Below are 22,470 nucleotides of genomic sequence, written 5' to 3' on the forward strand. Positions count from 1 at the left end.
GGTCATGCCCGACGATTGAACGTCAGATTGCCGCTTAGGGGCGTTTGCAGCGTCGAGCCGTTACGCGGTTTGGTAAAACCGCGTAACTTCTACAGCTGGCGCAGGCCCTCTTCCAGGCCGGTCTTGCTGTCGGTCTTCTCGTCGCGCATCTTGATGACGCGGGCGGGGACACCGGCCACGACGGCACCGGCGGGGACGTCCTCGACGCACACGGCGCCGGCGGCAACAACAGCGCCCCTGCCCACGCGCACGCCCTCCAGGACCACGGCGTTGGCGCCAATCATAACGTCGTCCTCGATGATGACGGGCGTGGCGCTGGCGGGCTCCACGACGCCTGCCAGCACGGTGCCGGCGCCGATGTGGCAGTTCTTGCCCACGGTGGCGCGGCCGCCCAGCACGGCGCCCATATCGATCATGGAACCCTCACCAATGACGGAGCCGATGTTGATGATGGCGCCCATCATGATGACGGCGCGATCGCCGATCTCGACGCGGTCGCGGATGATCGCGCCCGGCTCGATGCGAGCGTTGATGCCCTTAAGGTCGAGCATGGGCACGGCGGAGTTGCGGCAGTCATTCTCGACATCGTAGTAGTCGATGGAGTCGGCATTGGCATCGAGGATGGCCTTGAGCTCATCCCAGTCGCCAAAGACGGTCTTGCCGCGACGGCCGCCGTAGACATGTGCGTCGCCCCAGGCAACCTTCATGCCGGGCTTCTCGCGCACGTACAGCTTGACAGGTGTCTTTTTGGGCGCGGTGGCGATGTAGTTGATAATCTCCTGGGCATCCATCTCGGCTGCGTTACTCATATGCTGTTTCTCCTTTTCGTGAATACGGTTGATACCTGGTTAGGCAAACATGACCTGGTCGAAGGTGTAGAAGCCGGGGTCGCGGGTGACGAGCTTCTGCGCGGCTGCCAGGGCGCCGTTGACAAAGATCTGACGGCTCGTGGCGCGGTGGGTGAGCGTGACCTCCTCGTCCTGGCCAAAGAAACCCACCTCGTGCACGCCGGCGACGGTGCCGCCGCGCAGCGAGTGCATGCCGATCTCCTTGGGATCGCGCGCGCCGCACATGCCCTCGCGGCCATAGACGGGGTGGTAGCCTGCCTCGGGTTCAGCTTCGACGACGGCGTCGAGCAGTAGCTTGGCAGTGCCGCTCGGGGCGTCGACCTTTTGGTTGTGGTGCGTCTCGACGATTTCGCAGTCAAAGCCGGGCAGCTCGCGTGTAGCCTGCGCTACCAGATGGCGCAGGGCTGCGATACCGATGGAGTAATTGCCCGAGTGCATAACGCGGGTGTTCTGGCCCAGCTCACGCAGGCGGTCCATCTGCTCGGGCGTATAGCCCGTGGTGCCCGAGACCAACGCGGCGCCCGTGCGCTCGACATAGGCGACGACGGCATCGAAGGTCACGACGTTCGAGAAGTCGATGATAACGTCGGCCGCCGGGGCGCTCTCGAGCTCGGACAGATCAAAACCGATCTGGGCGACGATATCAAAAACGGGCTGACCGGCGGCATCAACGGTGCCCTCGGCGGTGGTGCGGATGAGCGAGCCCATGCGGCCCGTTCCCATAATGACGGTCTTAATCAAGCAGACCAGCTCCCTTCAGAGCATCGGTAAGTGCGGCTCGCGTGTCGTCTGCCATGGGGCACAGCGGCATACGGTAGTTTGCCTCGATCATGCCCATCTGGGCGAGCGCTTCCTTGACGGGGATGGGGTTGACCTCGCTAAAGAGGGCATTGATGAGCGGCTGGCCGGCAATCTGGATATCGCGGGCGCGCTCCACGTCACCGTCCAGATAGGCGCGGCACATGTCGTGCACGAGCTGCGGCTGAACATCGGCCCACACGCTGATGGTGCCCGAGGCGCCCAGGCTCATGAGCGGTACGGTAAGCGCGTCCTCGCCCGAGTACATGCGGAAGTCGTCTGACAGCAGGTGGGCGATCTTGGCCGCGTAGGCGACGTTGCCCGAGGCCTCCTTAATACCCATGATGTTGGGGTGCGCGGCCAGGCGTTCTACGTTGCGCTCGCTGATGCCGCAGCCACAGCGGCCGGGGATGTTGTACAGGATGCAGGGGATGTCCACGGCGTCGGCGACGGTCTTAAAATGCTGATAGATACCCTCTTCATTGGACTTGTTGTAGTAGGGGGTGATGAGCAGCAGACCGTCGGCGCCCAGGCCCTGATAGGTGAGCGACTTGGTGAGCATGGTCTGTGTGGAGTTGGAGCCCGAGCCGGCAATAACGGGGACGCGTCCTGCAACATGCTTGACCACAGCGGCGACGACGGAGTTGTCCTCGTCATCGGTCATCGTGGCACTCTCACCGGTGGTGCCCAGGGTGAGGATGGCGTCAGTGCCATTTTGCAGGTGGAAATCGATAAGGTGCTCAAGCGCGTCAAAGTCGACACTGCCGTCCTTTTTAAACGGCGTGACAAGGGCGACGATTGAGCCCTCGAGATTGCGGATATCCATGTTCTTCTCCTTCGCTTCCGCGATCTGGACGCGTTTGTTCCATTGGGCGGCGACTACTAGGCGCTCGTCCTGAGCGCGACGGCGGGCGCTTTCGGCGCGCGATTTGGCCAGCAGCTCGCGGCCGCACGGCAGCACGTCGAGCGTGGCAAAGTAATCGCCCGGGCGCTCGGCGCGGCGGATGAGGTCGGCCGCGCCATCGGGGCGCAGCAGGACCTCGGCGGAGCGCAGACGTCCGTTGTAGTTGTAGCCCATGGAGTAGCCATGCGCACCGGTATCGTGGATTACAAGCAGGTCACCCATGTCGATATGCGGCAGCTTGCGATCGATAGCGAACTTGTCGTTGTTCTCGCATAGGTTGCCCGTGATGTCATAGGTGTTCGTGACGGGCGCTGTGGCCTTGTCGGCGCCGCCCGGCTGACCCATCACCGTAATGTGGTGGTAGGCGCCATACATGGCAGGGCGAATCAAATCGACGGCGCTTGCATCGACACCGATATAGTCCTTGTAGATCTGCTTCTCGTGGATGGCCTTGGTGACCAGGCAGCCGTAGGGGCCCAACATAAAGCGGCCCATCTCGGTGCAGATGGCCACATCGCCCATGCCGGCGGGAACCAGGATCTCGTCGTATGCCGCGTGTACTCCCTCGCCGATGGCGCGAATGTCGTTGGCCTGCTGCTCGGGCAGGTAGGGGATGCCGACGCCGCCGGACAGATTGATGAAGGCGACGTGTGCGCCGGTCTCGCGCTCCAGGCGTACGGCAAGCTCAAAGAGGATGCGCGCGAGCTTGGGGTAGTAGTCGTTGGTGACAGTGTTGCTGGCAAGGAATGCGTGGATGCCAAAGTCCTCGGCGCCCTTGGCCTTGAGCATGCGGAAGGCCTCGAAGAGCTGCTCGGTGGTCATGCCATATTTGGAGTCGCCCGGGTTGTCCATGATGCCGTTGGAGAGCTGGAACAGGCCGCCTGGATTAAAGCGGCAGCTGACCGTCTTGGGGATGGGCCCCGCAACGCGCTCAAAGAACTCGATGTGGCTGATGTCGTCAAAGTTGACGATGGCACCCAGCTTGTCGGCGAGCTCAAAGTCGGCAGCCGGCGTGTCGTTGGACGAGAACATGATGTCGTGTCCCGTGATACCCAGCGAACGGGCGATCATGAGCTCGGTATAGCTCGAGCAATCGCAGCCGCAGCCGTATTCGTTGAGAATGGAGATGAGCGCCGGGTTGGGGTTGGCCTTGACGGCAAAGTATTCCTTAAAGCCCGGGTTCCATGCAAAGGCGTCGCGCACTTCTTGCATGTTGCGGCGGATGCCCGCCTCGTCGTATAGATGAAACGGCGTGGGGAACTGCTCGACGATATGCTCGAGTGTCTCTTTGTCCACAAACGGCTGCTTGGCCGCATATGCCTCGTTGGGGGTCAATGCCATGTCCCGTAAACCTCGCTATCCAGACGGCGCCATCTGCGCATCGAATCCGCATAACGTGGACCCAATGTCCGGATAGCGCTCCCGCATTGCTGCAGACAGTCCTGTGGGTGTTTCCCACAGGCCCACCAGGTTGTTCGTGCCCGTAAAACCCAGTTCGGCGGGTTTCGCCTCCCCACGGGGTCAAAGCCTGCCGGCTCGCCCGCGGCTCTTCGTGCCCGCGCCTCTATCAAGTGGTAAAGACCCTATCACGTTGCACTTTACCAAACAAGAGTATTCGTATATAACGTTTAAAAAATGCAGGGATATGCTGGAAACATGTGCGCCACAATCCTGTATCACAATAAGTTGCAACAGATGTGCCTCACGAAGGGATCCTCTATGACCGAGCTCCAAGAACTCCGTCGCTATCGCCGCGATCTCCATCGCATTCCGGAGCTCGATTTCGATCTTCCGCAAACCATTGCCTATATCGAGGGCGTGTTGGCACCGCTCACCTGCGAAGTGACCCATCCGTGCCCCAACTGCGTCTGTGCTTTCTTCGACGCCGGCGTTGATGCCGCGCATGCCACGGCGATTCGCGCCGATATGGATGCGCTGCCCATCGCGGAGGCGACGGGAGCGGCCTTTGCCTCGACCCATCCCGGCAAGATGCACGCTTGCGGACATGACGGACATATGGCCATGGCGCTTGCCGCCGCGACGTATGTCGACCGTACGATTCGCGAACAGCCGGGCGCCATTAGGCGCAACGTTCTCTTTGTGTTCCAGCCGGCCGAGGAAACGACCGGTGGTGCCAAGACGGTATGCGAGAGTGGTGTGTTCGAGCGCTATGGGGCCGACCGCATTTTTGGCTTCCATGTGTGGCCCGATCTGCCTGCCGGCACGTTGGCGAGTTGTTCCGGTCCGCTGCTGGCGCGTTCGAGCGAGACGCATATCCATATTCACGGTACGAGCATCCACATCGCTAAGACCTATGGTGTGCCGGTTGGGGAGTCGCACGATGCCGCGTTGGCGGCAGCGAAGTTTTTGGTTGCCGAGCGCGAGCTGATGGACGAGCTGGGCACCGACGAGCCCTGTATCGGTAAGTTTGGTCTGCTGCAGGCCGGTGCCGTCTGCAACGCGGTGGCGGGGGAGGCCCATGTTGCCGGCAGCCTACGTGTGTTTACGGACGACATGTTCGACCGTGCGCGCGAAGGCGTACGCCGTGTGCTCGACGAGGCGTGCACCGCAACGGGCTGCACGTATGATCTTGACTTTGCCGAGGGCTATCCACCGGTCGATAACGACCCTGAGTTGTTTGCCCGAATCGCGCCCGCTCTGCCCGAATTGCAGCTCGTGGACGAGCCGCTGCTAATCGCCGAGGATTTCGCGTTCTATCAGCGCCATCTGCCGGGCGTGTTTTTCCTGCTGGGCACGGGTATGCCAGAGGACCAAGACAACCCGAGTGATTCGGATGGCTGCCCCGCCTATGCCACAAGCGCTCTGCATACCGATAGCATGCTCTTTGACGAGGAAATTCTACTCAAGGGCCTCGATGTCTACAAACGATTGCTTTTGCTTGACTAAGGTGTGAAGGACTATTTGTTCTAGAAAACACGAACAAACGTACGATATAATAGAGATGTAAGTCTATAGAAACGTTTGACGTTACTAACGTAAGGCGATACGATGATTGCATCGTATGAAGATGAGGATACCGAACGCTTTGCCATGGGTGTGCGGGTCAGGAGGTTCGTGCCCTTTGAGCGTGTTGCGTTGAGGAAGATTCGCCAACTGCAGGTTTGTGCTTCGCTTGATGATCTTCGCGTTCCGCCGGGCAATCGCCTGGAAGCTTTGAAGGGCGATCGTGCCGGTCAATATAGCTTCCGTGTTAACGAGCGCTATCGGGTCTGTTTTGAGTGGAGACAGGAGATGGCTTGGAATGTCGAAATCGTCGATTATCACAAGTGATGAGACCTCGTCCGATTTGCTGTCGCCAGTGACTCCTGGTGAGCTTCTCAAAGAGGAGTTTCTTGTTCCCATGGGCATTTCTCAATATCGCCTTGCGAAAGAGACCGGGATTCCGGCTCAGCGTATCGGGCAGATTGTCTTGGGAAAACGTCGCGTGACGGCCGACACCGACCTCCGTCTTTGCCGTTATTTTGGCCTGACGGATGGTTATTGGCTGCGCGCTCAGGTGGCGTTTGACCTTGAGGCCGAGAAAAGGCGGATCGAACCGGAACTCGACAAGATCGTTCCTGTTCAGCAGGCTATCGCACTGTAGTGCTCAAAGATGATGGGGGTGGCGCGGCGATGAGGCGACGCCGACAGTCTGCCGTATATAGTCCGGGTGGATGCGGGTGCGGTTTGCTGCTGCTTCCGGTTATTGCCGTGAGCATTGGCGTGATGTTTGCGCTTGCCGGGCTTGCCGCGGCGGCGCTCGTGCTGTTTATCACTGCCATCGGCGTGACGATTTGGCTCTGCCGCAATCGCGAGCAACGCCGTGTCGACGGTAAAACCAATGTCGGCTGGGTCGTCTTTCTGATCATTGCGTACCTGCTGAGTGCCAGCTACCTTGTTTTCTTTGTCCTGTTGATGATCAGTGCCTTTACCGGGGAATCCGTCACGGTGGGTTGATGCACTGCCAGCAGACGGTCGCGCGCAGTGCGTTTGCTCGGCGTTTGGATAACTGCATTGGTCGTTTACCGCAGCCTTAGCTCTCAGCTAATGAATTCAAGTTCAATCCTTCCTACGATGTGCTGTGTACCGGCACGGTAGCCGGATCGTAGGAAGGATGAATAATGGCAAAAGAGGGAAAGAAGCCAATCGGCAAGATTGTCCTAGGCATCATCGTGGTGCTGGTTATTGTCGGTGCCGTGGGCTCTATGGGCGGCAACTCAACCGATTCGTCTGCGAGCGATTCGGCAAAACCTGCCGAGACGACACGGCAGGCTGAGGAGCAAAAAGAACCGCAAGAACCGTATACCATTGCTGACGAGGCTGAAGACACTTCCAATCAGTTTACCTATAAGATCACGGGCACCCTGACCAATAACACGGACAAGGAAAAGAGCTACATTCAGATTGAATATGTTCTGTATGATGCCGATGGCAACCAGGTTGGAACGGCTCTTGCAAACACCAATCATCTGAAGGCGGGCGGCTCCTGGAAGTTCGAGGCGCTGGGTACGGTGTCTCCCGACCAGGTTGCTAGCTGGGAGCGTTCGGACGTAAGCGGTTTCTAGCATGTTGCATGCACTGGGGGAGGTGAAGTCGTATGTCCGATAAAAAGCTGACCGAGGAGTTGCTCAATGAGCTTCTCGATGCGCCGAACATCGATGGCTATATCAGGGAGCACGACTTTGCCGCCCCGTCGCTTTCGGACTACCTGAAGCAGCTACTGCAGGAAAAGGGCTTGGAGCGCTCGCGCGTGGTCCGTATGGCTGATCTCAATGAGACCTTTGGCTATCAGATCTTTACCGGTGCGCGTCATCCGAGTCGCAATAAGGTGCTGCAGATTGCCTTTGCGATGGCGCTGACGCTCAAAGAGACCAACCGTGCGCTGACGGCTGCCGGGGTAAGCGTCCTTAACTGCAAGGACCGCCGCGATGCGATTATCATCTTTTGCATCGATCGCGGGTGCAGTCTCCAAAAGGTCAACGAGGAACTGTATCGCTTTGGCGAGGAGACGGTGAGTTAGCGGCTGATATCTGAGCCGGTAGAGCTGTCGAACAACGATGCAAACGAACGGGGCGCGGATGCCATGGGGTGTCTGCGCCCTGCGCTATGATGGAGGCTATGGATACTCAGAGCCCAACATATTCCGATGACGAGCTGACCGCAGCGCTTGCCGAGCACCTGGCGTCGCTCGATCGCGACGACAGCTATCGCGTGGAGCGTGTACTTAAGCGCTCGTCCGTTGAAGCAACCGAGCTCGTGTACTTTGAAGGAACCGGCGGTGGTTCGCTCGGCCCCTTTGTCCGTAAACGCATCGATGCTTCGGCTCAAATCGGCGGGGCATACGAGCGTCTGTTTGCCGCTCAGCGGGCAGGCAGGCGTTTTGAGCACCTGCCCAGAATCGTCGATTGTCGTCGTGTGGGCGACGAGCTCAACGTGGTTATGGAATACATCGAAGGGGAGACGCTCGGGGCGCTGGTGGACCGTCTGGGAGCCACCCCCGATTATGCGCGTGAATTGTATCCTGCCCTATGCGATGCCGTGGGCGAGCTCCACGCCGGTTTTGCAATAGCGGGGGAGACGTCGGCGCCGGTGATCCATCGTGACCTCAAGCCGTCGAATATCATCGTGACAGGTGCCAACTATACGCCTGATGACGGCCTGACATTTTCATCGCTGGTGATTATCGACTTGGGGATCGCTCGCGTATGGCGCGACGGCGCCGATGCCGATACCGTCAAGTTTGGGACGCGACCCTATGCGCCGCCCGAGCAGTATGGGTTTGGGCAGACGAGTGTGCGCAGCGACGTCTACGCGCTTGGCGCCCTGTTGTTCTTCTGCTTGACGGGAGTCGACCCTAAACCAGGGCTCGACATGCGCGAGCAATGCGAGGCGCGCGGCATTCCCACTCCACTTGCTGATGTCGTCTGCATGTCGATGGCGCTCGACCCGGTCAAGCGTTTTGCGAGTGCGGAAGCGTTGGGACGGGCGACGCGCGCGGCATACGATCTGAGTCGCCCCGTGCGGCCTCCTGCGCCTGTCCGTACTCCGGCCTCGGAGACGGTGTTGACGCCCCAAGGGCCCCGAAACCCCGCAGGGCTTCCTAGGCCCGCCGCCTCCGCTGCATGTGGTCTGCTCTCTCGCGTTCCGGAGTCTCTGGGGCGCATTTGGAATACGCTCGTCTGCTTCTCGCTGCTTGTGTTCTTTGTCGGAAGTCACTTTGCCGTCTTTCACCCCACCGGAGCAAACCAAAGCTACCCGACGTGGTTTCTCATAATCGAGTATTATTTCTTTGTCGATGGCCTTATGGTGCTTATGCATTTTGCGCTGCTCGATAAGCGCCGTCTTCGTCGGCGATTCGCACTGCTCGACAGCTATCGCGGCAAGAAACTCGCGAAACTCTGGCTCAAGGCATTGGGTGTGCTGCTCCTATGCATGATCGTCATAGTCGCGGTTGCCAATGCGACCGGCGTCGTCGATACCTCCGCTACCTAAAAGAAAAGGGCCCCGTTGGGGCCCTTTGCAGTTGCACTTAGATGCGGTTCATCTGAGCGGCGACTTTGTTGTACCAGTCCTGCCACGTGGGCGGGCAGTACTTTTTGGCCGCAGCCGGGGTAAGGGTGGAGCCGTAGTTGGCGCCCAGATAGGCAACGTGAGCAGAGATGCCCTCGCTCCAGCTGCCAAAGCTGCGCCAACCGCCGCCACGTGCACTCCAGCCCCAGGCGTTATAAGAATTGGCGCAATAAGCACCCTTTGTGCTCTCGATGCAGGCGATGGCGGGGGACCAACGGGGGTCGACACCGGTATTCCAAGCGGCGACGGCAAAGTTGTAGCCCTGGCCTGCCATGGGGGAGCCGGCGAGATAATTGTCGATGCGGCTCGTCCACTCATTAATGAACGAATCGTAATCGGAGCTACCGGTATTGGCGTTGTTCACCGTGGTGTCGATGGTGGTGTTGGTGTTGGTGGCCTGGCTGCTGGAATTGCTGCCGCTTACGCCCTCGCCCGAGAGCTTCTCGGCGGCAGCGGCCTTATCGGCCTCAAGCTTGGCAAGCTCGGCGGCATTTTCCTGCTCTGCTTTTGCCTGTGCCTCGCTGCGGAGCTGCTGGGCCTGCGCCAGCGCATCCTCGGCGTTTTTCTGCTCTGCCTCAAGCTGAGACTTGGCTTGCTGGAGCTCGGCCTTGTTCTGCTCGAGTTCGGTTTGCATGTTATTGAGCTCTTCGATCTCGTCGACGCTCGAGCTCGTGATCTGGTTGGTGTATTTGCAGGTCGTGATGAACTCACCCAGGCTCTGCGCGTTGACCAGGAAGCTCACGATGGGATTGGTGCCCTTCTGATACTTGTACAGATCGCGCATGGCGGAGCTTGCCTTGGCCTGCTGCTCGGGAAGCTTGGCCTCGATTTCCTCGATGCTTGCCTCATTGGAGTCAATCTGCTTTTGCAGGTCATCGAGTTTGGTGCGGGCGTCGTTGTAGGCGCTCGTGGCGGCTTCGATCTTCTGCTGGGCTGCGGAAAGCTGGTCCTGCGTTGCCTGCGAGGCGGCATACGCCGCAACGGGGGAGAGCATCGGCGTGGCCGTCAGCGCAACGGCGAGCACGGCGCTCGTGATGATACGAGCCGGCTTCGACGCAATGAACGCTGCGGTGCGATGATTCGAATGCTGCATCCAGTCCCTCTGCAATCAATCGTAGGTTATGGTTCGAACGGTATTCTACTACTGCTTTCGACCTCAACTTGAACCTTAAAGGTTCCAAAGGGTCAAGTTGAACTTGAGGCTTTGGCTTTGACCTGCAGTTATGATGAATTGTTGAGAAACCATAGAGTTCAACTTTAACGTTACAGAGCTCTGTTTGAGAGGAGTTTTGGGCTGTAAAAGCCATCTCAACGTGGGGTTTTATAACTACAGCGTGCCCTTCTGGCGAGCCTGCTCAATCTCTTCGAGGGCCTCGGCGGGGGTGAACGAACAGGTGCCGTCGCCGAGCTTGACTACCTGGATTTCGTCACCGGCGTTGACCTCTCCGCCCTTTAGTACCACGCCGAAAACGCCCTCGTGGGGAAAGATGCAGTCGCCGGCGAGATAGTAGATGGCGCAACGGGTGTGGCAGACCTTGCCGATTTGGCTGATTTCGACGAGCACGTCGCTTCCAAGCTTGAGCTGTGTGCCCAAAGGGAGCGAGAGCAGGTTGATGCCCCGGGTTGTGAAGTTCTCCCCAAAGTCACCCTCGTGTACGTCGAGCCCGCGTGCCTGCGCCGTCTGGATGGACTCCGCGGCTAAAAAGGAAACCTGACGGTGCCAATGTCCGGCGTGCGCATCGGTGGCGAGGCCAAATTGCTCTATAACGGTGTCGCGTCCATCGGCGACGGGCGACTTGCGAGTGCCCTTGTGTACCAACGTGTTGATCGAGACGATGTGGGCGGGTCCGTTGTAGGCGTCGTTTGCCGTGCACAGGGGAGCGGTCGCTTTCGCACGTTTCGCCAGCTCGCGCCTCGCGGCATTGAGGATGGGATTATCGGTCGGATGGTCTTGGGGCACGTGCGCGCCTTTCGCTCGAGGATGTCAATACACTGAATCCTACAACAATGGTAGGTTCATTGCCCGTTGTCATACAACGGTGAGCGCCGTCTTCGTGCTGGCCTTCGTGCTGGACGATTACGTCGATTGCCATAGATACGGTGGAGCTTTGGGCGCCGGCGGCTTGGCACGCTAAAATAAATCAGTTGCGCAAAGACCGCCCGTTGTGTGGGCAGTTCATGATAGGAAGTTTCCATGGCATTGCAATTTACAGAGCGCGAGTTCATTCCCGTGCTGCTTGGTGGCGACATCAACGCCTATTCGGTGGCGCGCGCCTTCTACGAGGAGTACCAGGTCAAGAGTCTGGTCTTTGGCAAGTATCAGACGGGTCCCGCGTACCGCAGCCAGATTATCGACTACACGCCCAACGTGGATATCGACACCATGCCCGTGATGCTCAAAACCGTCAACGGCATTGCCCAAGCGCATGCCGACAAGACTATTGTCCTTGTGGGCTGCGGCGACAACTATGCCGCTCTCGTGGCTCAAGCCAAGGATGCTCATGAGCTGGCGGATAACATCGTCGCTCCCTACGCGCCCTACAGCATGCTCGAGCAGTGCCAGAAGAAGGAGATCTTCTACGAGCTGTGCGAGAAGCATGGCGTGCCCTATCCACACACGTTTACCTTTACCAAGGCGATGCTCAATGCTCAGGGTGAGGCGCCTGCCGAAGTGCTCGACCAGATCGATTTTCCTTACCCGATGATTCTGAAGCCTTCTGACGGCATCATGTGGTGGCAGCATGAGTTCGAGGGCCAGAAGAAGGCCTATGAGATTGCCGACCGCGCCGAGCTGGAACAGGTCATTCGCGATTCGTATGCCAGCGGCTACACCGACGATCTGATCTTGCAGGATCGCGTGCCCGGCAACGACGAGTACATGCGCGTGCTCACCAGCTATTCCGACCGCAACGGTAAGGTCCGCATGATGTGCCTGGGCCATGTGCTGCTCGAGGAGCATCAGCCCCACGGTGTCGGCAACCATGCCTGTATCATTACCGAGCCTAACGACGAACTCATGGGCGGCGTGCGCAAGTTGCTCGAGGACCTTCACTTTGTGGGCTATTCCAACTTTGACGTTAAGTACGACGAGCGCGACGGCTCGTTTAAGTTCTTCGATTTCAACACGCGCCAGGGCCGCAGCAACTACTACGTCACTAACAGTGGCTTTAACGTTGCCAAGTATGTGGTGGACGAGTATGTGTTCAACCGCCCGTTTGAGCCGGAGTTTGTGACGGCGCAGGACGAGGCCCTGTGGATGGTCGTCCCCATGGGCGTCGTCGACAAGTACGTCAAGGATCCCGAGCTGCGCGCTAAGGTGCATCGCCTGGACAAGGAAGGTAAGGGCGCCGACCCTTCGTTTATGAAGGGCGACTTTGTCTTTAACCGCTGGCTGCGCATGTGGCACACCAAGCTGCGCCACTTTAAGCTGTTCAAGACGTATTACAAGTAGATGAGTGCGGCGCCCGTCCGGTTTGCATCGGGCGGGCGCGGGTATGATACGCGCAATTGCGCAAGCGTTACCAAGGAGGCGGCGATGGAAAAGCTGGGAGTTATCGGCGGCATGGGCGCCGAGGCCACGTCGTATTACTACGACCAGGTGGTGCGTCATACGGCTGCTGCCTGCGATCAGGAACATATCGACATGGTGGTGCTCTCCAAGTCGACCATGCCCGACCGCACGTTGGCCATTAAGACCGGCGAGCATGCCAAGCTGCTGGCGACCATGAAAGAGTGCGCCCAGGCACTCGAGTCGCTGGGCTGTGCGCACATTGCCATTCCCTGCAACACGTCGCACTACTTCTACGACCAGATCCAGTCGTTTACGAAGGTGCCGATTATCCACATGCCGCGTGAGTCGGTGCGCTATGCTCTGGCCGGTGCGGTGATGGGGGAGTGCGAGTTCGATCCCAACCTGAGTATGCCGGCCGAGCCGGTGCACAAGATTGGCATTATGGGAACCGATGGCACCGTGGGCGCGGGCGTCTACGGCCGCGAATGTAAGGCTGCGGGTGTTGAGGTTGTCTATCCCAGCGAGAAACGTCAGAACGATGTGATGTCGCTTATCTACGATGATGTGAAGGCCGGGCGTGAGCCCGATATGGATAAGTTCGACCGTGTGATGTGGGAGTTTGCCCGTAGCGGCTGCGACCGCGTCATTCTGGCCTGCACCGAGCTCTCGGTGCTGCAAAAGTACCGAGAGATGCCCGAGATCACCCTCGACGCCATGGATGTCCTGGTGCGCGAATCCATCATCCGCAGCGGCGCTCCCTACCGCCTCTAGCTTCCGACCTGTCAAAAAGGGACAGGTTAATTTTGGTAGGTTTTATCTGGTGAAACAGTAAAGGCCTCGGCTCGTTTGGTGCGAGCCGAGGCCTTTTGCGTTGGGCGGTTGCTGTCGGTGGTGAACTAGAACAGGAAGCCGATGGCGATGAGGGCGATGCTGACGATGAGTACGGCGATGTCCAGGCCCTTGATGGGGTAGCGCTTGTACGAGCTGGCGCGCGTACGCAGATAGAAGCCGCGCTGTTCTGCCGCCAAGGCTGTGGCATCGGTCTTGCCCACGCTCGAGATGAGCAGTGGCACACACAGTGGCAGCATGAGCTTAAGCTTCTTGATGGGGTTCTTGGTGTCGTACTCGACGCCGCGTGCGGTCTGCGCCTCCATGATGGCGTTCATCTCCTGACCAAACACCGGCACAAAGCGCAGCGCCGTGGTAAAGGTGAAGGCATAGCGATACGGCACGTGCAGCACCTCGACGCAGGCGTTGGCAAGGTCGTTGAGCTTGGTCACCATGAGCATGAGGATGAGTGGTAACGCCACGCCCAGCAGGCGCAGGCAGGCCTTCGATCCTGTGATGAGACCCGTGTCGGTGATAAAGTTCCACACCACGTTGCCATCGCGCATAAAGGCCAGCTGGAGCACCAGCATGATAAGCGCGAGCGGAATCAGCAACTTGAGCAGCGAGAGCAGACGGTCGATGACACCGGCATAGGCACCCAGCGCAAGGGTGAGTGCCAAAAAGCCCAACAGCGCCACGTAGGTGTCGGACAAGAAGATGCCGACGATGATGGCGGCGGCGAGGCCCAGTTTGACGACGGGGTTCAGGCGATGCAGTAGCGTATCGCCCGGCATGTAGTCGATGACGTTAACCACGGTGGACCATCTCCTTGGTAATTCGAACGACATCGGTGACCTCGCTCACCTGCGCAAAAGCGGGCGAGACGGAAGATGCCAGACGGCGCGAGAGTTCAATAACCTGGGGAGGCTCCACGTAGGCACGCCGCATGAGATCGATGTTCGAGAATAGCTCGTGCGTGCGGCCGCGGTCGAGGATGCGACCGTCGGCCATTACCACAATGCGCTCGGCAAAATCCGAGACGACTTCCATATCGTGGCAAACCATGATAACGGCGCAACCGCGCTCGGCCATGGTGCGCACCGTTTCCATGACGGTCATGCACTCGCGGTAATCAAGGCCGCTCGTGGGCTCGTCGAGCACGACGATCTTGGGCTCAACCACTACGACGGAGGCAAGCGCCACCATTTGTCGCTGACCGCGCGAGAGCGAGAAGGGCGCCTCGTCGGCCGGCAAGCCGAAGCGGTCGATGACGAGTTGGGCACGACGCAGAGCCTCGGCACGGTCCATGCCGCCAAGCTCCAAGCCAAAGGCGACCTCGTCGAGCACGGTGTCCTTGCAGATCTGGCGGTCGGGGTTTTGGAAGAGGGTCGCGACCTCGCGAGCGATGCGGCTCGTGGGAACGGCTGCGGTATCCAGTCCCGTGACGCGCACGCTGCCCGAGGCGGGCTTAAGCAGGCCTGTGAGCAGTTTGGTGAGCGTGGTCTTGCCGGCGCCGTTTTGGCCGACGATGCCCACGAGCTCGCCAGGATAGAGCGTCAGGCTAAGGTCGTGTACGGCGGCTCCGCCATTGGGATAGGCAAACTCAACATGGTCGAAGGTGAGTACGGGTTCGGCGTCCTTGGCATGAGGACGCAACGACGGTGCATGCGGGGAACCGGCGGGCGCCTGGGCTTCGATAGCCGCGTGTGCGGGGTCGACGATGCCCGAAATCAGGCGCTCGGCCTCATCGACATCCAAGCAGGGGGTGCCGCTTACCAGGCCATCGGTTTCGAGGCTATTGAAGATACGCGTGACGCGAGGGCAGTCGACGCCGATGGCACGGAGCTCGTCGGTATGCGCGAAGACCTCGTGTGGCTCGCCCTGCAGCGCGATTTCGCCATGATTGAGCACGAGCACGCGGTTGCAGTACTCCGAAAGCAGGGCGACCTTTTGCTCAACGACGACGATGGTGATGCCGAGTGCACGGTTGGCCTCACGCAGGGTCTCGAAAACCAGCGTGGAGCTGGCGGGGTCGAGTGCCGCGGTGGGCTCGTCGAGAACCAAGACGCGCGGACGCATGGCGAGGATGGCGGCGATGGCCACTTTTTGCTTCTGTCCGCCCGAGAGAGTGGCGATCTCGCGGTCGCGCAGGTCGCTGATGCCGACGGTCTCGAGCGTTTCGCTCACGCGCTGCTCGATCTGGTCGTGGGGAACGCCAAAGTTCTCGAGGCCAAAGAGCATCTCGTCCTCGACGACCGAAGCGACCATCTGCGTGTCGATATCCTGCAGCACACTGCCGACGATTTGCGAGACGTCGGTGAGCGAGACTTCGCAGGTGTCGTGGCCGTCGACCATGACGGACCCAAAGAACGTGCCGGTGTAGTGGTGGGGCACGGCACCCGACAGGCAGGCGGCAAGCGTGGACTTGCCGGCGCCCGAGGGCCCGATGATGCCGATGAAATCTCCCTTGTTCACGCTGAGCGAGATGTGGCTGAGCGCCTGCTCGGTCTGCGTGCCATAGGAGAACGAGACATCGTCGACGTTGATGATCGTTTCCATGGATACCTTTCATAGTCATTGGGGACAGTCTTAAATGACCAGTTGTTTAAGACCGTCCCAAAAAAGTTCGTTGTTTGGGACGGTCTTTGGTGGTGAAGCACGGAGACGGCTTTACGAGGGGGCCCAGGTTGGCGCGAAAGAGGAGCGAAGCGTACTTGGGTACGCGAGCGACGAATGAACGCCAAGATGGGGTGGCTCGTAAAGCCGAGCGGGTTAGTTGAGCCTAAGGGCCTTCTGGATGGGCAGGTAGAGGGCGCCGACCAGAATGGCGTTAAAGACGGCGGTCATGGCGACGACGGGCAACATGGCGGCGGCGAGCTCGCCTACCACGCCGAGCATGGCCATCTTGATGACCATGAAGATGACGCCGGAGACAAAGGTGGTCAGGAAGGTTGCGACAATGGCGATGGCGGGCTTGACCTGACCGTCCTTGCCGGTGGCGTTGACGATGCCGGCCATGAGCATGGCGGCGATGCCCTCGGCGGCAAAATCGACGAACGGCGAAGTGGTGGTGATCTGGATCACGGCAGCCGAGATGAGGCCAATGACGAGCGCCTGACCGATGTTGGGGCGAACAACCAGGATGGTGAGGCAGAAGGCCGAGATGATGAACTCGGGGCTGATCATGCCGCCCGAGATGCCCGAGATTGCCTTGCCGACGGTGAAGTTGAGGATGAAGCCGGCGGCGAGCAGGATGGCGAGCAGGACGAGGGCGCGGACATCGAGTTTGCCGCGGTCGGCGGTCTGGACGGTGCGGGGCTGGGCGGCGGTGTTCTGAGACATGGTGAAAATCCTTTCGGAATGGGAGTGCAAGAGAAAAGCGGAGGCGCGTGATGCGAATGCGATCGGGCTCGAGATAGAAAAAGGCCCCCGGTCGAAACCGGAGGCCTTCCAATCACCTAGAGCTCAAAAACAGGCGTGAGGGACTCACTGTCGACCGATCGTATTCGCATCACGCCACCACCAGTTGTTGAGAGAGTTCATCGTGTTCTTCATGTTGGTGGCTCCTTTCGTGATGCCGTGGCGCGGTCGCACCTAGTTGCTGTTTCGCTGCACTATAGCACAGCGAAGTGTGTGCGGGGAAATCTTTTTTAAAAAGATTTCGGGCGGGTTTCCCGCCGGTCAAAAGAGCGGGCTGAGCGGGCGAGGCTGACATTGCTGCCTCGCCCGCTCAGCTAAGACGTTACTCCTTATTGCGACGGTAGAGGAAGTAACCGCCCGCGGAGATGACGGCAACGCCAGCGATGGCGAATGCAGCCACCACGCGGCCATCAAAACGATCACCGGTGGTGGGCAGGCCGCCCTTGGTGTTCGTTTTGTTGGTGGTTACTGTGGTCGTGGTGTCCGACTTGCCAGGCTTCTCGGGCTTGGTGGTGGGCTGCTCGGGCTTAGCGGGCTGCTCGGGGGTGCCGGGCTGCTCGGGGGTGCCGGGCTGATCCGGGGTGACCGGATCGGTGGCAAGAGCATCCTTGGCGTAAGTGATGGACACCTTGAGGCCGTTGGTCTCGGTGTTCAGGTCGCTCGGGGTGAAGGGCTTGCTGAAGTCCTCAGCCTTCAGATAAGCGCGCATCTCCTGAAGCAGGGCCTTGCACTTGACATAGGTGTTCTTGGTGGCAGCGTTGCCGGCCTTGTTGGCCAGGGCGGTGCGGCCCTCAGTGGTGGTCTCGGCGAGCATGGCCTTGTCGACCTCGAGGTTCTGCTCGATGAGCTCGTTCTGGAGAGCGTCGAGGTAGGCGCGAACGCCGGTGCCGAGCTGCTCACGGTGCTCGAAGCACAGGGAGCTGATGTCCATGAGGACATAGTTGATGGAGTTCTCGGGCTCCTCGTTGTTCACGATGTCCTCCTCTTCGCAGTGATCGAAGGAGACGGTCTGGTCGCTGTAGTACGGGCTAACCTCGGTGAGCAGTGCGGAGTAGTAGGGGATGGCGACGGAGTAGGCGGCGCGGGAGAGCATCTCCCACTGGATGGTCGCGATCTCGGGGTCCATGCCCTGACGGATCTGGAAGAGATTGACCTCGGTGTTGGTCTCGGTACCAATGGCGTAGGCGCCGTCGGTGTTGGCGTTGAGGCCCGGGACCTTCTCGCCGCGGTTGCCAAACGCGCGGATCATCTCAAAGGTGTTCCAGTCGGACTTGCCGGGCTGGAAGAACAGCGGCTGCGCCTTGCTAACCAGGGCGCCGGTCGTGGCACGAGCATCTTCGCGCTCGTCCTTGACGATCTCGTAGTCGGTGCCCTCGGTGAGCGGCACACCGAAGTAGGCGCGACCCTGGACATAACGGGCCCAATAATGCATGGCCTTTTCGCTAATTGCCTCGCCGTAGGTCTGGGCAACGTCAAATTGACCGTCATCGAAGTACTTGGCGAAGCCATTCTCCTTAGGCATGGACTCGATGGTCGCAGAGTGGAGACAGTTCGCGGTGTCGGTGAGGTCAACCTTGTAGTTGAGGTTGCCGATGTTGGGGTTGAGCGAGGCGATATCGTCAGTGAGCCTCATGGCGATCCACTGGTGGCCGGAAAGTGCGGCAAACAGCCAAGTCTCGTTGCTGTCGGCGATGATAATCTGATCGTTGCCGCAGGCGCCCTGCTCGTCGATGATCTTGCCGAGGAGCTCGACGCCCTCACGTGCATTGGCGCTTTCACCTAAGATAACGCTGCCGTAGCTGTACTCGCCAATACCGGTTTTGATCAGGGGGTCTGCTGCCTCAGCATCAGCATTCATGCCGGTGGTCAGCGTTGCGGAGCAGGACACGCCCTTCTCATTGATGCCTGCCTCAGAGTAGGCATCATAGCGCCCGTGCCACTGGGAGGGATGGTCGCGTACATAGGTGTAGCGATACGTGGTCTTGGTCGAGGTATACATGAATGCGGACTCGTCCGAGCCGTACGTATGCCCCGGGCCGTGAGAAGGCTCAATGCCAAAGTGCTTGAGGTAGCGCTTATCGAAGTCCTCGGCGCGGCCATAGTACGTGTCACCGTCGGCCGTCAGCTTGTTGCCCATGTACATCTGCGTGCAGGCGAGCGCAGATGTCGGCATGGACATGATGGTTGCAGCTCCAAATGCAAGGCCTATGCCAAGCTTCTTGAGCGCGTTGACGGGATGAGTTTTACTCATATTCCCTCCCAGCGTGCGAAAGCCCTCTGTCTCCAGAGGGCTTCACCCAATAATTACACCCCCTTAGCGTAACGAATTCGAAACAATATACATTCATGAAAGTTATTTACTCGATAAGCGTAGCGAAATATGCGATTAACGGTAAATTGAACTCATTTAGTGGGAAATCAATTTGTATAACGCCAGCGAAAAATGTAGCTAAATAAAGCGTCAAGAAAAAAGCGGACCCCTCGCCGGCATGTGGTTTCATGCCGGCGAGGGGTCCGGGCTGCACGGGCCGTCTAAGAGTAATGGCTACTTCTTTCGACGGTGAATCACGTTAATGGCATAGCCGACGAGCATGGCCAAAACGATGACGATAAAGCCAAGGATGGGGTTGTCGTTCACGGGGGTCCTCCTATTTTCCGAGCGGCGAGAATTCGTCGACGATGATATCAAGGCATTGCGGTAGCGCGCGGGCGCCAAAGACGCCGGAGTTGCTGGAGATGATCTCGCCATCAAACTGCATGCCGAGCGATGGCGTGCAGGTAATCTTGGCTTCTTTGGTCTGGATGATCTTAAACTGCGGGCGGCCGAGTACCTTGCCGGCGGGGTCGAGCGCGGCGGTGATTACCGTGGGGAGCAACTGCACCGTGCGCACGGGCTCAATAACGACGATGTCGACCATGCCGTCGTTCATACGGCAGTTGGGGAACAGGTTGATGTCGTTTTGGATGACAGACGTGTTGCCCGCCATGCAGCAGATGCCGTCGAGCTCCTCAACAATGCCATCATGCTCAATGGTAAAGTGCGCCACCGTGGGGTTGGGCGTGGCGAGAGCGGAGAGGAAGTAGGCGATCTCGCCGATGTCGTTTTTGGTGGGGGCGGCCTTCATCATGATCTCGGCGTCAAAGCCCGAACCGGCGATGATGATAAAGCCATGGCGCTTTTCGTTGCCGTTCTCGTCGAGCCAAAAGAGCTCGCCCATGTCTACTTTGACCGTGCGGCCGGCGCGACATGCCTTGGCAAGCGCCGCTGCCTCGGGGGCATTGCCGATGTTGTTAAAGAACAGGCAGGCCGTGCCGGAGGGGAAAACGAGCGTGGGGACGCCGCAGCCGCGCATCTGGTCGAGCACGTTGGAGACGGTGCCGTCGCCGCCCGAGACGACCACGCGGTCGAACTCGCGAACGTCTGCCACGGCGTCCTCGGGCTCCATGCCATCGCCGATAAAGCGCATCACGACTTCGTCGCCGCCCTGTGCAAGGGCGTGCGTGAATGCGTAGATTTCATCTGAGCTGGGGCCCGATGCCGGGTTGTGGATGATAAGGCAGCGCATACTTACGTTCCCGTTCTGTGACTAACCGAGTATAGTTGTAAGGCAATGCCGATATCCTACCCGTGTTTTTCGGGCCTAACCTTATTCGATGGGTTGATATGTACATTTCCACACATCAGGCTCTACTCGACTTTTGCCAGCGCGCCCGTGAGTTCGACGCGATTGCCGTCGATACCGAGTTTTTGCGCGAGCGCACGTTCCATCCGCGTCTGTGTTTGGTTCAGATTGCCACCCCTGCCGAGAGTGTAGCGGTCGATCCCCTGGTAATCGACGACCTATCGCCGCTGGCCGAGCTTATGGCCGACGAGAGCGTGACCAAGGTCTTCCACGCCTGCTCGCAGGATATGGAGGTCATGCTCCATACCGTAGGCGTGCTGCCGCGTCCGATTTTTGACACGCAGGTGGCCGCCGCCTTTTTGGGCGAGCGTCAGCAGATTTCCTACGGCGCGCTCGTGCAGACGTTTTGCGGCGTCTCATTGCCCAAGACCGAGTCACTGACCGACTGGTCGCGTCGCCCGCTGACCGATAAGCAGATTGAGTACGCGATCGATGACGTCAAGTATCTGATCGTCGCCTATACCGAGATGATGAGCCGCCTGCGCGAGCTGGGCCGCGTGGACTGGGTGCTCGACGAGCTGCGCCCGCTGGCTGACGAGTCGCACTATCGCGCCGATCGCCACGAGGCGTTCCGCAAGGTCAAACGCATCAACTCGTGCAGTCGTCACCAGCTGGGTATCGCGCGCGAGCTCGCCGCCTGGCGTGAGGACCGCGCCGAGCGCCGCAACATCCCGCGCAAATGGGTCATGTCCGACGACACGCTGCTTGCGCTCGTTAAACGCAATCCCGTGCGCGTTGAGGAGTTCCGCAGCATTCGCGGTACCGATCAGTTGGGGGAGCGCGACGTGGACGGTGCGCTCATGGCCATCAAGCGCGGCGCAAGCTGCCCGCACGATCGCCTGCCGCTCATGGTGCGCGGGCATCGCCAGATCTCTCCGGAGTTGGAGAGCGTGACGGATCTCATGTACGCGCTCATCCGCCTGGTTGCCGAACGCTCGGGAGTGGCGACCTCGGTCATTGCCTCGCGCGATGACCTGGCCGACTACATTGAGCATCCCGAGCAGAGCCCCTTGCGCGAAGGCTGGCGCTTTGAGCTTGTGGGCTCGCGCCTGGACGATCTGCTCTCGGGCAACATGGGGTTGACGGTCAAAGATGGCAAAATTGAATTGCTGTAAGGAAGCCTAGCCGCTTGAGTGGGTAGAATGCCTCCAACGTGTAACTCGATTCGGAGGAATTCGCATGCCTTATTACTATGGATACGGCTTTGGTATCGACCCGCTGTACCTGCTGGTTGTTCTTGTCTGCACGGTGCTTGGCCTTGCCGCACAGAACTATATCAACTCGACATATAAAACCTGGTCCAAGGTTCGCTCGGACGGCGACACGGGCGCCACGGTCGCTCGCCGCATGCTCGACGCCAGCGGCTGCAACGCCGTGGGTATCAAGGGTGTCGCTGGTGAGCTCACCGATCATTACAACCCGCAGGACAACAACCTGTATCTGTCGGATGCCAACCGTTCAGGCGGGTCGGTCGCAAGCGTTGCCGTCGCCTGCCACGAGGCGGGCCATGCCGCCCAGCGTCAAAGTGGTTATGCCATGATGAAGGTACGCACAGCCCTCGTGCCGGTCGTCAACTTTACCCAGAACACTTGGACCATCGTGTTGCTCATGGGTCTGTTTATGAACATCGCGGGACTCACGACCCTCGCGCTGATCTTCTTCTCGTTTAGTGTGTTGTTCCAGTTGGTTACGCTGCCGGTCGAGATTGATGCCAGCCGCCGCGCCGTGGCGTATATCGAGCAGTCGGGTATGAGCTCCAAGCAGGTCAACGGTGCCAAGAAGGTCCTGACGGCAGCCGCGCTTACCTATGTTGCCGCAGCGCTCACTTCGATCATTCAGCTGCTCTATCTTATGGCTCGCTACAACAGAAACTCCAACCGATAACAAATTGGCTTGACAGGCGCCGCG

General features: G+C 59.4%; 21 protein-coding genes and 1 riboswitch. Of the genes, 11 read left to right on the top strand and 10 right to left on the bottom strand.

The genetic code is table 11. The annotated features are described in order from the left end of the window. Nucleotides 1-89 precede the first annotated feature (89 nt). The 3 genes from dapD to dapA are packed head-to-tail and all read right to left on the bottom strand — an operon-like array spanning nt 90 to nt 3,891. Entirely contained in the window at nt 90-809 is a 720-nt protein-coding gene (gene dapD / locus I2D41_RS04085; RefSeq protein ID WP_271741649.1) for a 2,3,4,5-tetrahydropyridine-2,6-dicarboxylate N-acetyltransferase, read from the bottom strand. A 39-nt stretch (nt 810-848) separates the two neighbouring features. After that, nucleotides 849-1,589 (bottom strand): 4-hydroxy-tetrahydrodipicolinate reductase, encoded by a 741-nt coding sequence (dapB, locus tag I2D41_RS04090; RefSeq protein WP_022094134.1) that lies wholly within the window; start codon nt 1,587-1,589, stop codon nt 849-851. After that, nucleotides 1,582-3,891 (bottom strand): 4-hydroxy-tetrahydrodipicolinate synthase, encoded by a 2,310-nt coding sequence (dapA, locus tag I2D41_RS04095; protein ID WP_195363638.1) that lies wholly within the window; start codon nt 3,889-3,891, stop codon nt 1,582-1,584. The genes dapB and dapA overlap by 8 nt, the downstream gene beginning before the upstream one ends. 65 nt (nt 3,892-3,956) lie before the next feature. Next, nucleotides 3,957-4,125, bottom strand: a riboswitch (Lysine riboswitch). A gap of 144 nt (nt 4,126-4,269) precedes the next feature. Between dapA and I2D41_RS04100 the strand changes: the two genes are divergently transcribed. The 7 genes from I2D41_RS04100 (at nt 4,270) to I2D41_RS04130 (ending at nt 9,042) form a co-directional block, all read left to right on the top strand. Next, complete coding sequence (locus tag I2D41_RS04100) at nt 4,270-5,457, top strand: N-acetyldiaminopimelate deacetylase (protein ID WP_229042115.1); 1,188 nt, start codon at nt 4,270-4,272, stop codon at nt 5,455-5,457. 102 nt (nt 5,458-5,559) lie between these two features. Beyond that, nucleotides 5,560-5,841, top strand: coding sequence for a type II toxin-antitoxin system RelE/ParE family toxin (locus I2D41_RS04105; protein ID WP_195363640.1), 282 nt, complete (start codon nt 5,560-5,562; stop codon nt 5,839-5,841). Next, nucleotides 5,813-6,154 carry a HigA family addiction module antitoxin gene (locus tag I2D41_RS04110; protein ID WP_022094130.1) on the top strand — a complete coding sequence of 114 codons (342 nt, stop codon included), beginning with the start codon at nt 5,813-5,815 and terminating at the stop codon, nt 6,152-6,154. Before I2D41_RS04105 ends, I2D41_RS04110 begins: the two co-directional genes overlap by 29 nt. Before the next feature lie 83 nt (nt 6,155-6,237). Continuing rightward, nucleotides 6,238-6,507 carry a hypothetical protein gene (locus I2D41_RS04115; RefSeq protein ID WP_195363641.1) on the top strand — a complete coding sequence of 90 codons (270 nt, stop codon included), beginning with the start codon at nt 6,238-6,240 and terminating at the stop codon, nt 6,505-6,507. 164 nt (nt 6,508-6,671) lie between these two features. After that, on the top strand, nt 6,672-7,115 hold the full coding sequence (locus I2D41_RS04120) for an FxLYD domain-containing protein (RefSeq protein WP_006234331.1): 444 nt from the start codon (nt 6,672-6,674) through the stop codon (nt 7,113-7,115). A gap of 32 nt (nt 7,116-7,147) precedes the next feature. Further along, the gene (locus I2D41_RS04125; RefSeq protein ID WP_006234330.1) at nt 7,148-7,570 is read left to right on the top strand and encodes a hypothetical protein; all 423 of its coding nucleotides are present in this window, start codon (nt 7,148-7,150) and stop codon (nt 7,568-7,570) included. Nucleotides 7,571-7,668: 98 nt separating this feature from the next. Continuing rightward, nucleotides 7,669-9,042: a serine/threonine protein kinase gene (locus I2D41_RS04130; protein WP_195363642.1), complete on the top strand. Its 1,374-nt coding sequence runs from the start codon at nt 7,669-7,671 to the stop codon at nt 9,040-9,042. Nucleotides 9,043-9,079: 37 nt separating this feature from the next. On the opposite strand, the gene I2D41_RS04135 is transcribed toward I2D41_RS04130, so the two are convergent. Beyond that, nucleotides 9,080-10,213, bottom strand: a complete 1,134-nt coding sequence (locus tag I2D41_RS04135; protein WP_195363643.1) for a coiled-coil domain-containing protein — start codon at nt 10,211-10,213, stop codon at nt 9,080-9,082. A gap of 234 nt (nt 10,214-10,447) precedes the next feature. Continuing rightward, on the bottom strand, nt 10,448-11,080 hold the full coding sequence (locus tag I2D41_RS04140) for an MOSC domain-containing protein (RefSeq protein ID WP_195363644.1): 633 nt from the start codon (nt 11,078-11,080) through the stop codon (nt 10,448-10,450). A gap of 234 nt (nt 11,081-11,314) precedes the next feature. Between I2D41_RS04140 and I2D41_RS04145 the strand changes: the two genes are divergently transcribed. Then, nucleotides 11,315-12,571 carry a carboxylate--amine ligase gene (locus I2D41_RS04145; RefSeq protein ID WP_195363645.1) on the top strand — a complete coding sequence of 419 codons (1,257 nt, stop codon included), beginning with the start codon at nt 11,315-11,317 and terminating at the stop codon, nt 12,569-12,571. Nucleotides 12,572-12,655: 84 nt separating this feature from the next. Beyond that, nucleotides 12,656-13,402: an aspartate/glutamate racemase family protein gene (locus I2D41_RS04150; protein ID WP_040358337.1), complete on the top strand. Its 747-nt coding sequence runs from the start codon at nt 12,656-12,658 to the stop codon at nt 13,400-13,402. 125 nt (nt 13,403-13,527) lie between these two features. On the opposite strand, the gene I2D41_RS04155 is transcribed toward I2D41_RS04150, so the two are convergent. From I2D41_RS04155 to I2D41_RS04175, 5 genes are all read right to left on the bottom strand, one after another. Beyond that, a complete protein-coding gene (locus tag I2D41_RS04155) occupies nt 13,528-14,274 on the bottom strand; it encodes an energy-coupling factor transporter transmembrane component T family protein (protein WP_195232084.1) in 747 nt (248 codons plus the stop codon). Beyond that, on the bottom strand, nt 14,267-16,018 hold the full coding sequence (locus tag I2D41_RS04160) for an ABC transporter ATP-binding protein (protein ID WP_195363646.1): 1,752 nt from the start codon (nt 16,016-16,018) through the stop codon (nt 14,267-14,269). Before I2D41_RS04160 ends, I2D41_RS04155 begins: the two co-directional genes overlap by 8 nt. A 213-nt stretch (nt 16,019-16,231) precedes the next feature. After that, nucleotides 16,232-16,801: a hypothetical protein gene (locus I2D41_RS04165; RefSeq protein ID WP_195363647.1), complete on the bottom strand. Its 570-nt coding sequence runs from the start codon at nt 16,799-16,801 to the stop codon at nt 16,232-16,234. Nucleotides 16,802-17,201: 400 nt separating this feature from the next. Then, the gene (locus I2D41_RS04170) at nt 17,202-19,130 is read right to left on the bottom strand and encodes a C69 family dipeptidase (RefSeq protein ID WP_195363648.1); all 1,929 of its coding nucleotides are present in this window, start codon (nt 19,128-19,130) and stop codon (nt 17,202-17,204) included. 397 nt (nt 19,131-19,527) lie between these two features. Beyond that, entirely contained in the window at nt 19,528-20,445 is a 918-nt protein-coding gene (locus I2D41_RS04175; RefSeq protein ID WP_117800358.1) for a diacylglycerol/lipid kinase family protein, read from the bottom strand. 98 nt (nt 20,446-20,543) lie between these two features. On the opposite strand from I2D41_RS04175, the gene rnd reads away from it, so the two are divergent. Together rnd and I2D41_RS04185 are read left to right on the top strand one after the other, a co-directional pair. Further along, nucleotides 20,544-21,677, top strand: a complete 1,134-nt coding sequence (gene rnd, locus I2D41_RS04180) for a ribonuclease D (RefSeq protein WP_006234315.1) — start codon at nt 20,544-20,546, stop codon at nt 21,675-21,677. 64 nt (nt 21,678-21,741) lie between these two features. Next, nucleotides 21,742-22,446, top strand: a complete 705-nt coding sequence (locus tag I2D41_RS04185; RefSeq protein WP_117800356.1) for a zinc metallopeptidase — start codon at nt 21,742-21,744, stop codon at nt 22,444-22,446. The last annotated feature ends 24 nt before the right edge of the window (nt 22,447-22,470 follow it).

It is taken from the genome of Collinsella aerofaciens, assembly GCF_015552075.1.
GTDB lineage: Bacteria > Actinomycetota > Coriobacteriia > Coriobacteriales > Coriobacteriaceae > Collinsella > Collinsella aerofaciens_Y.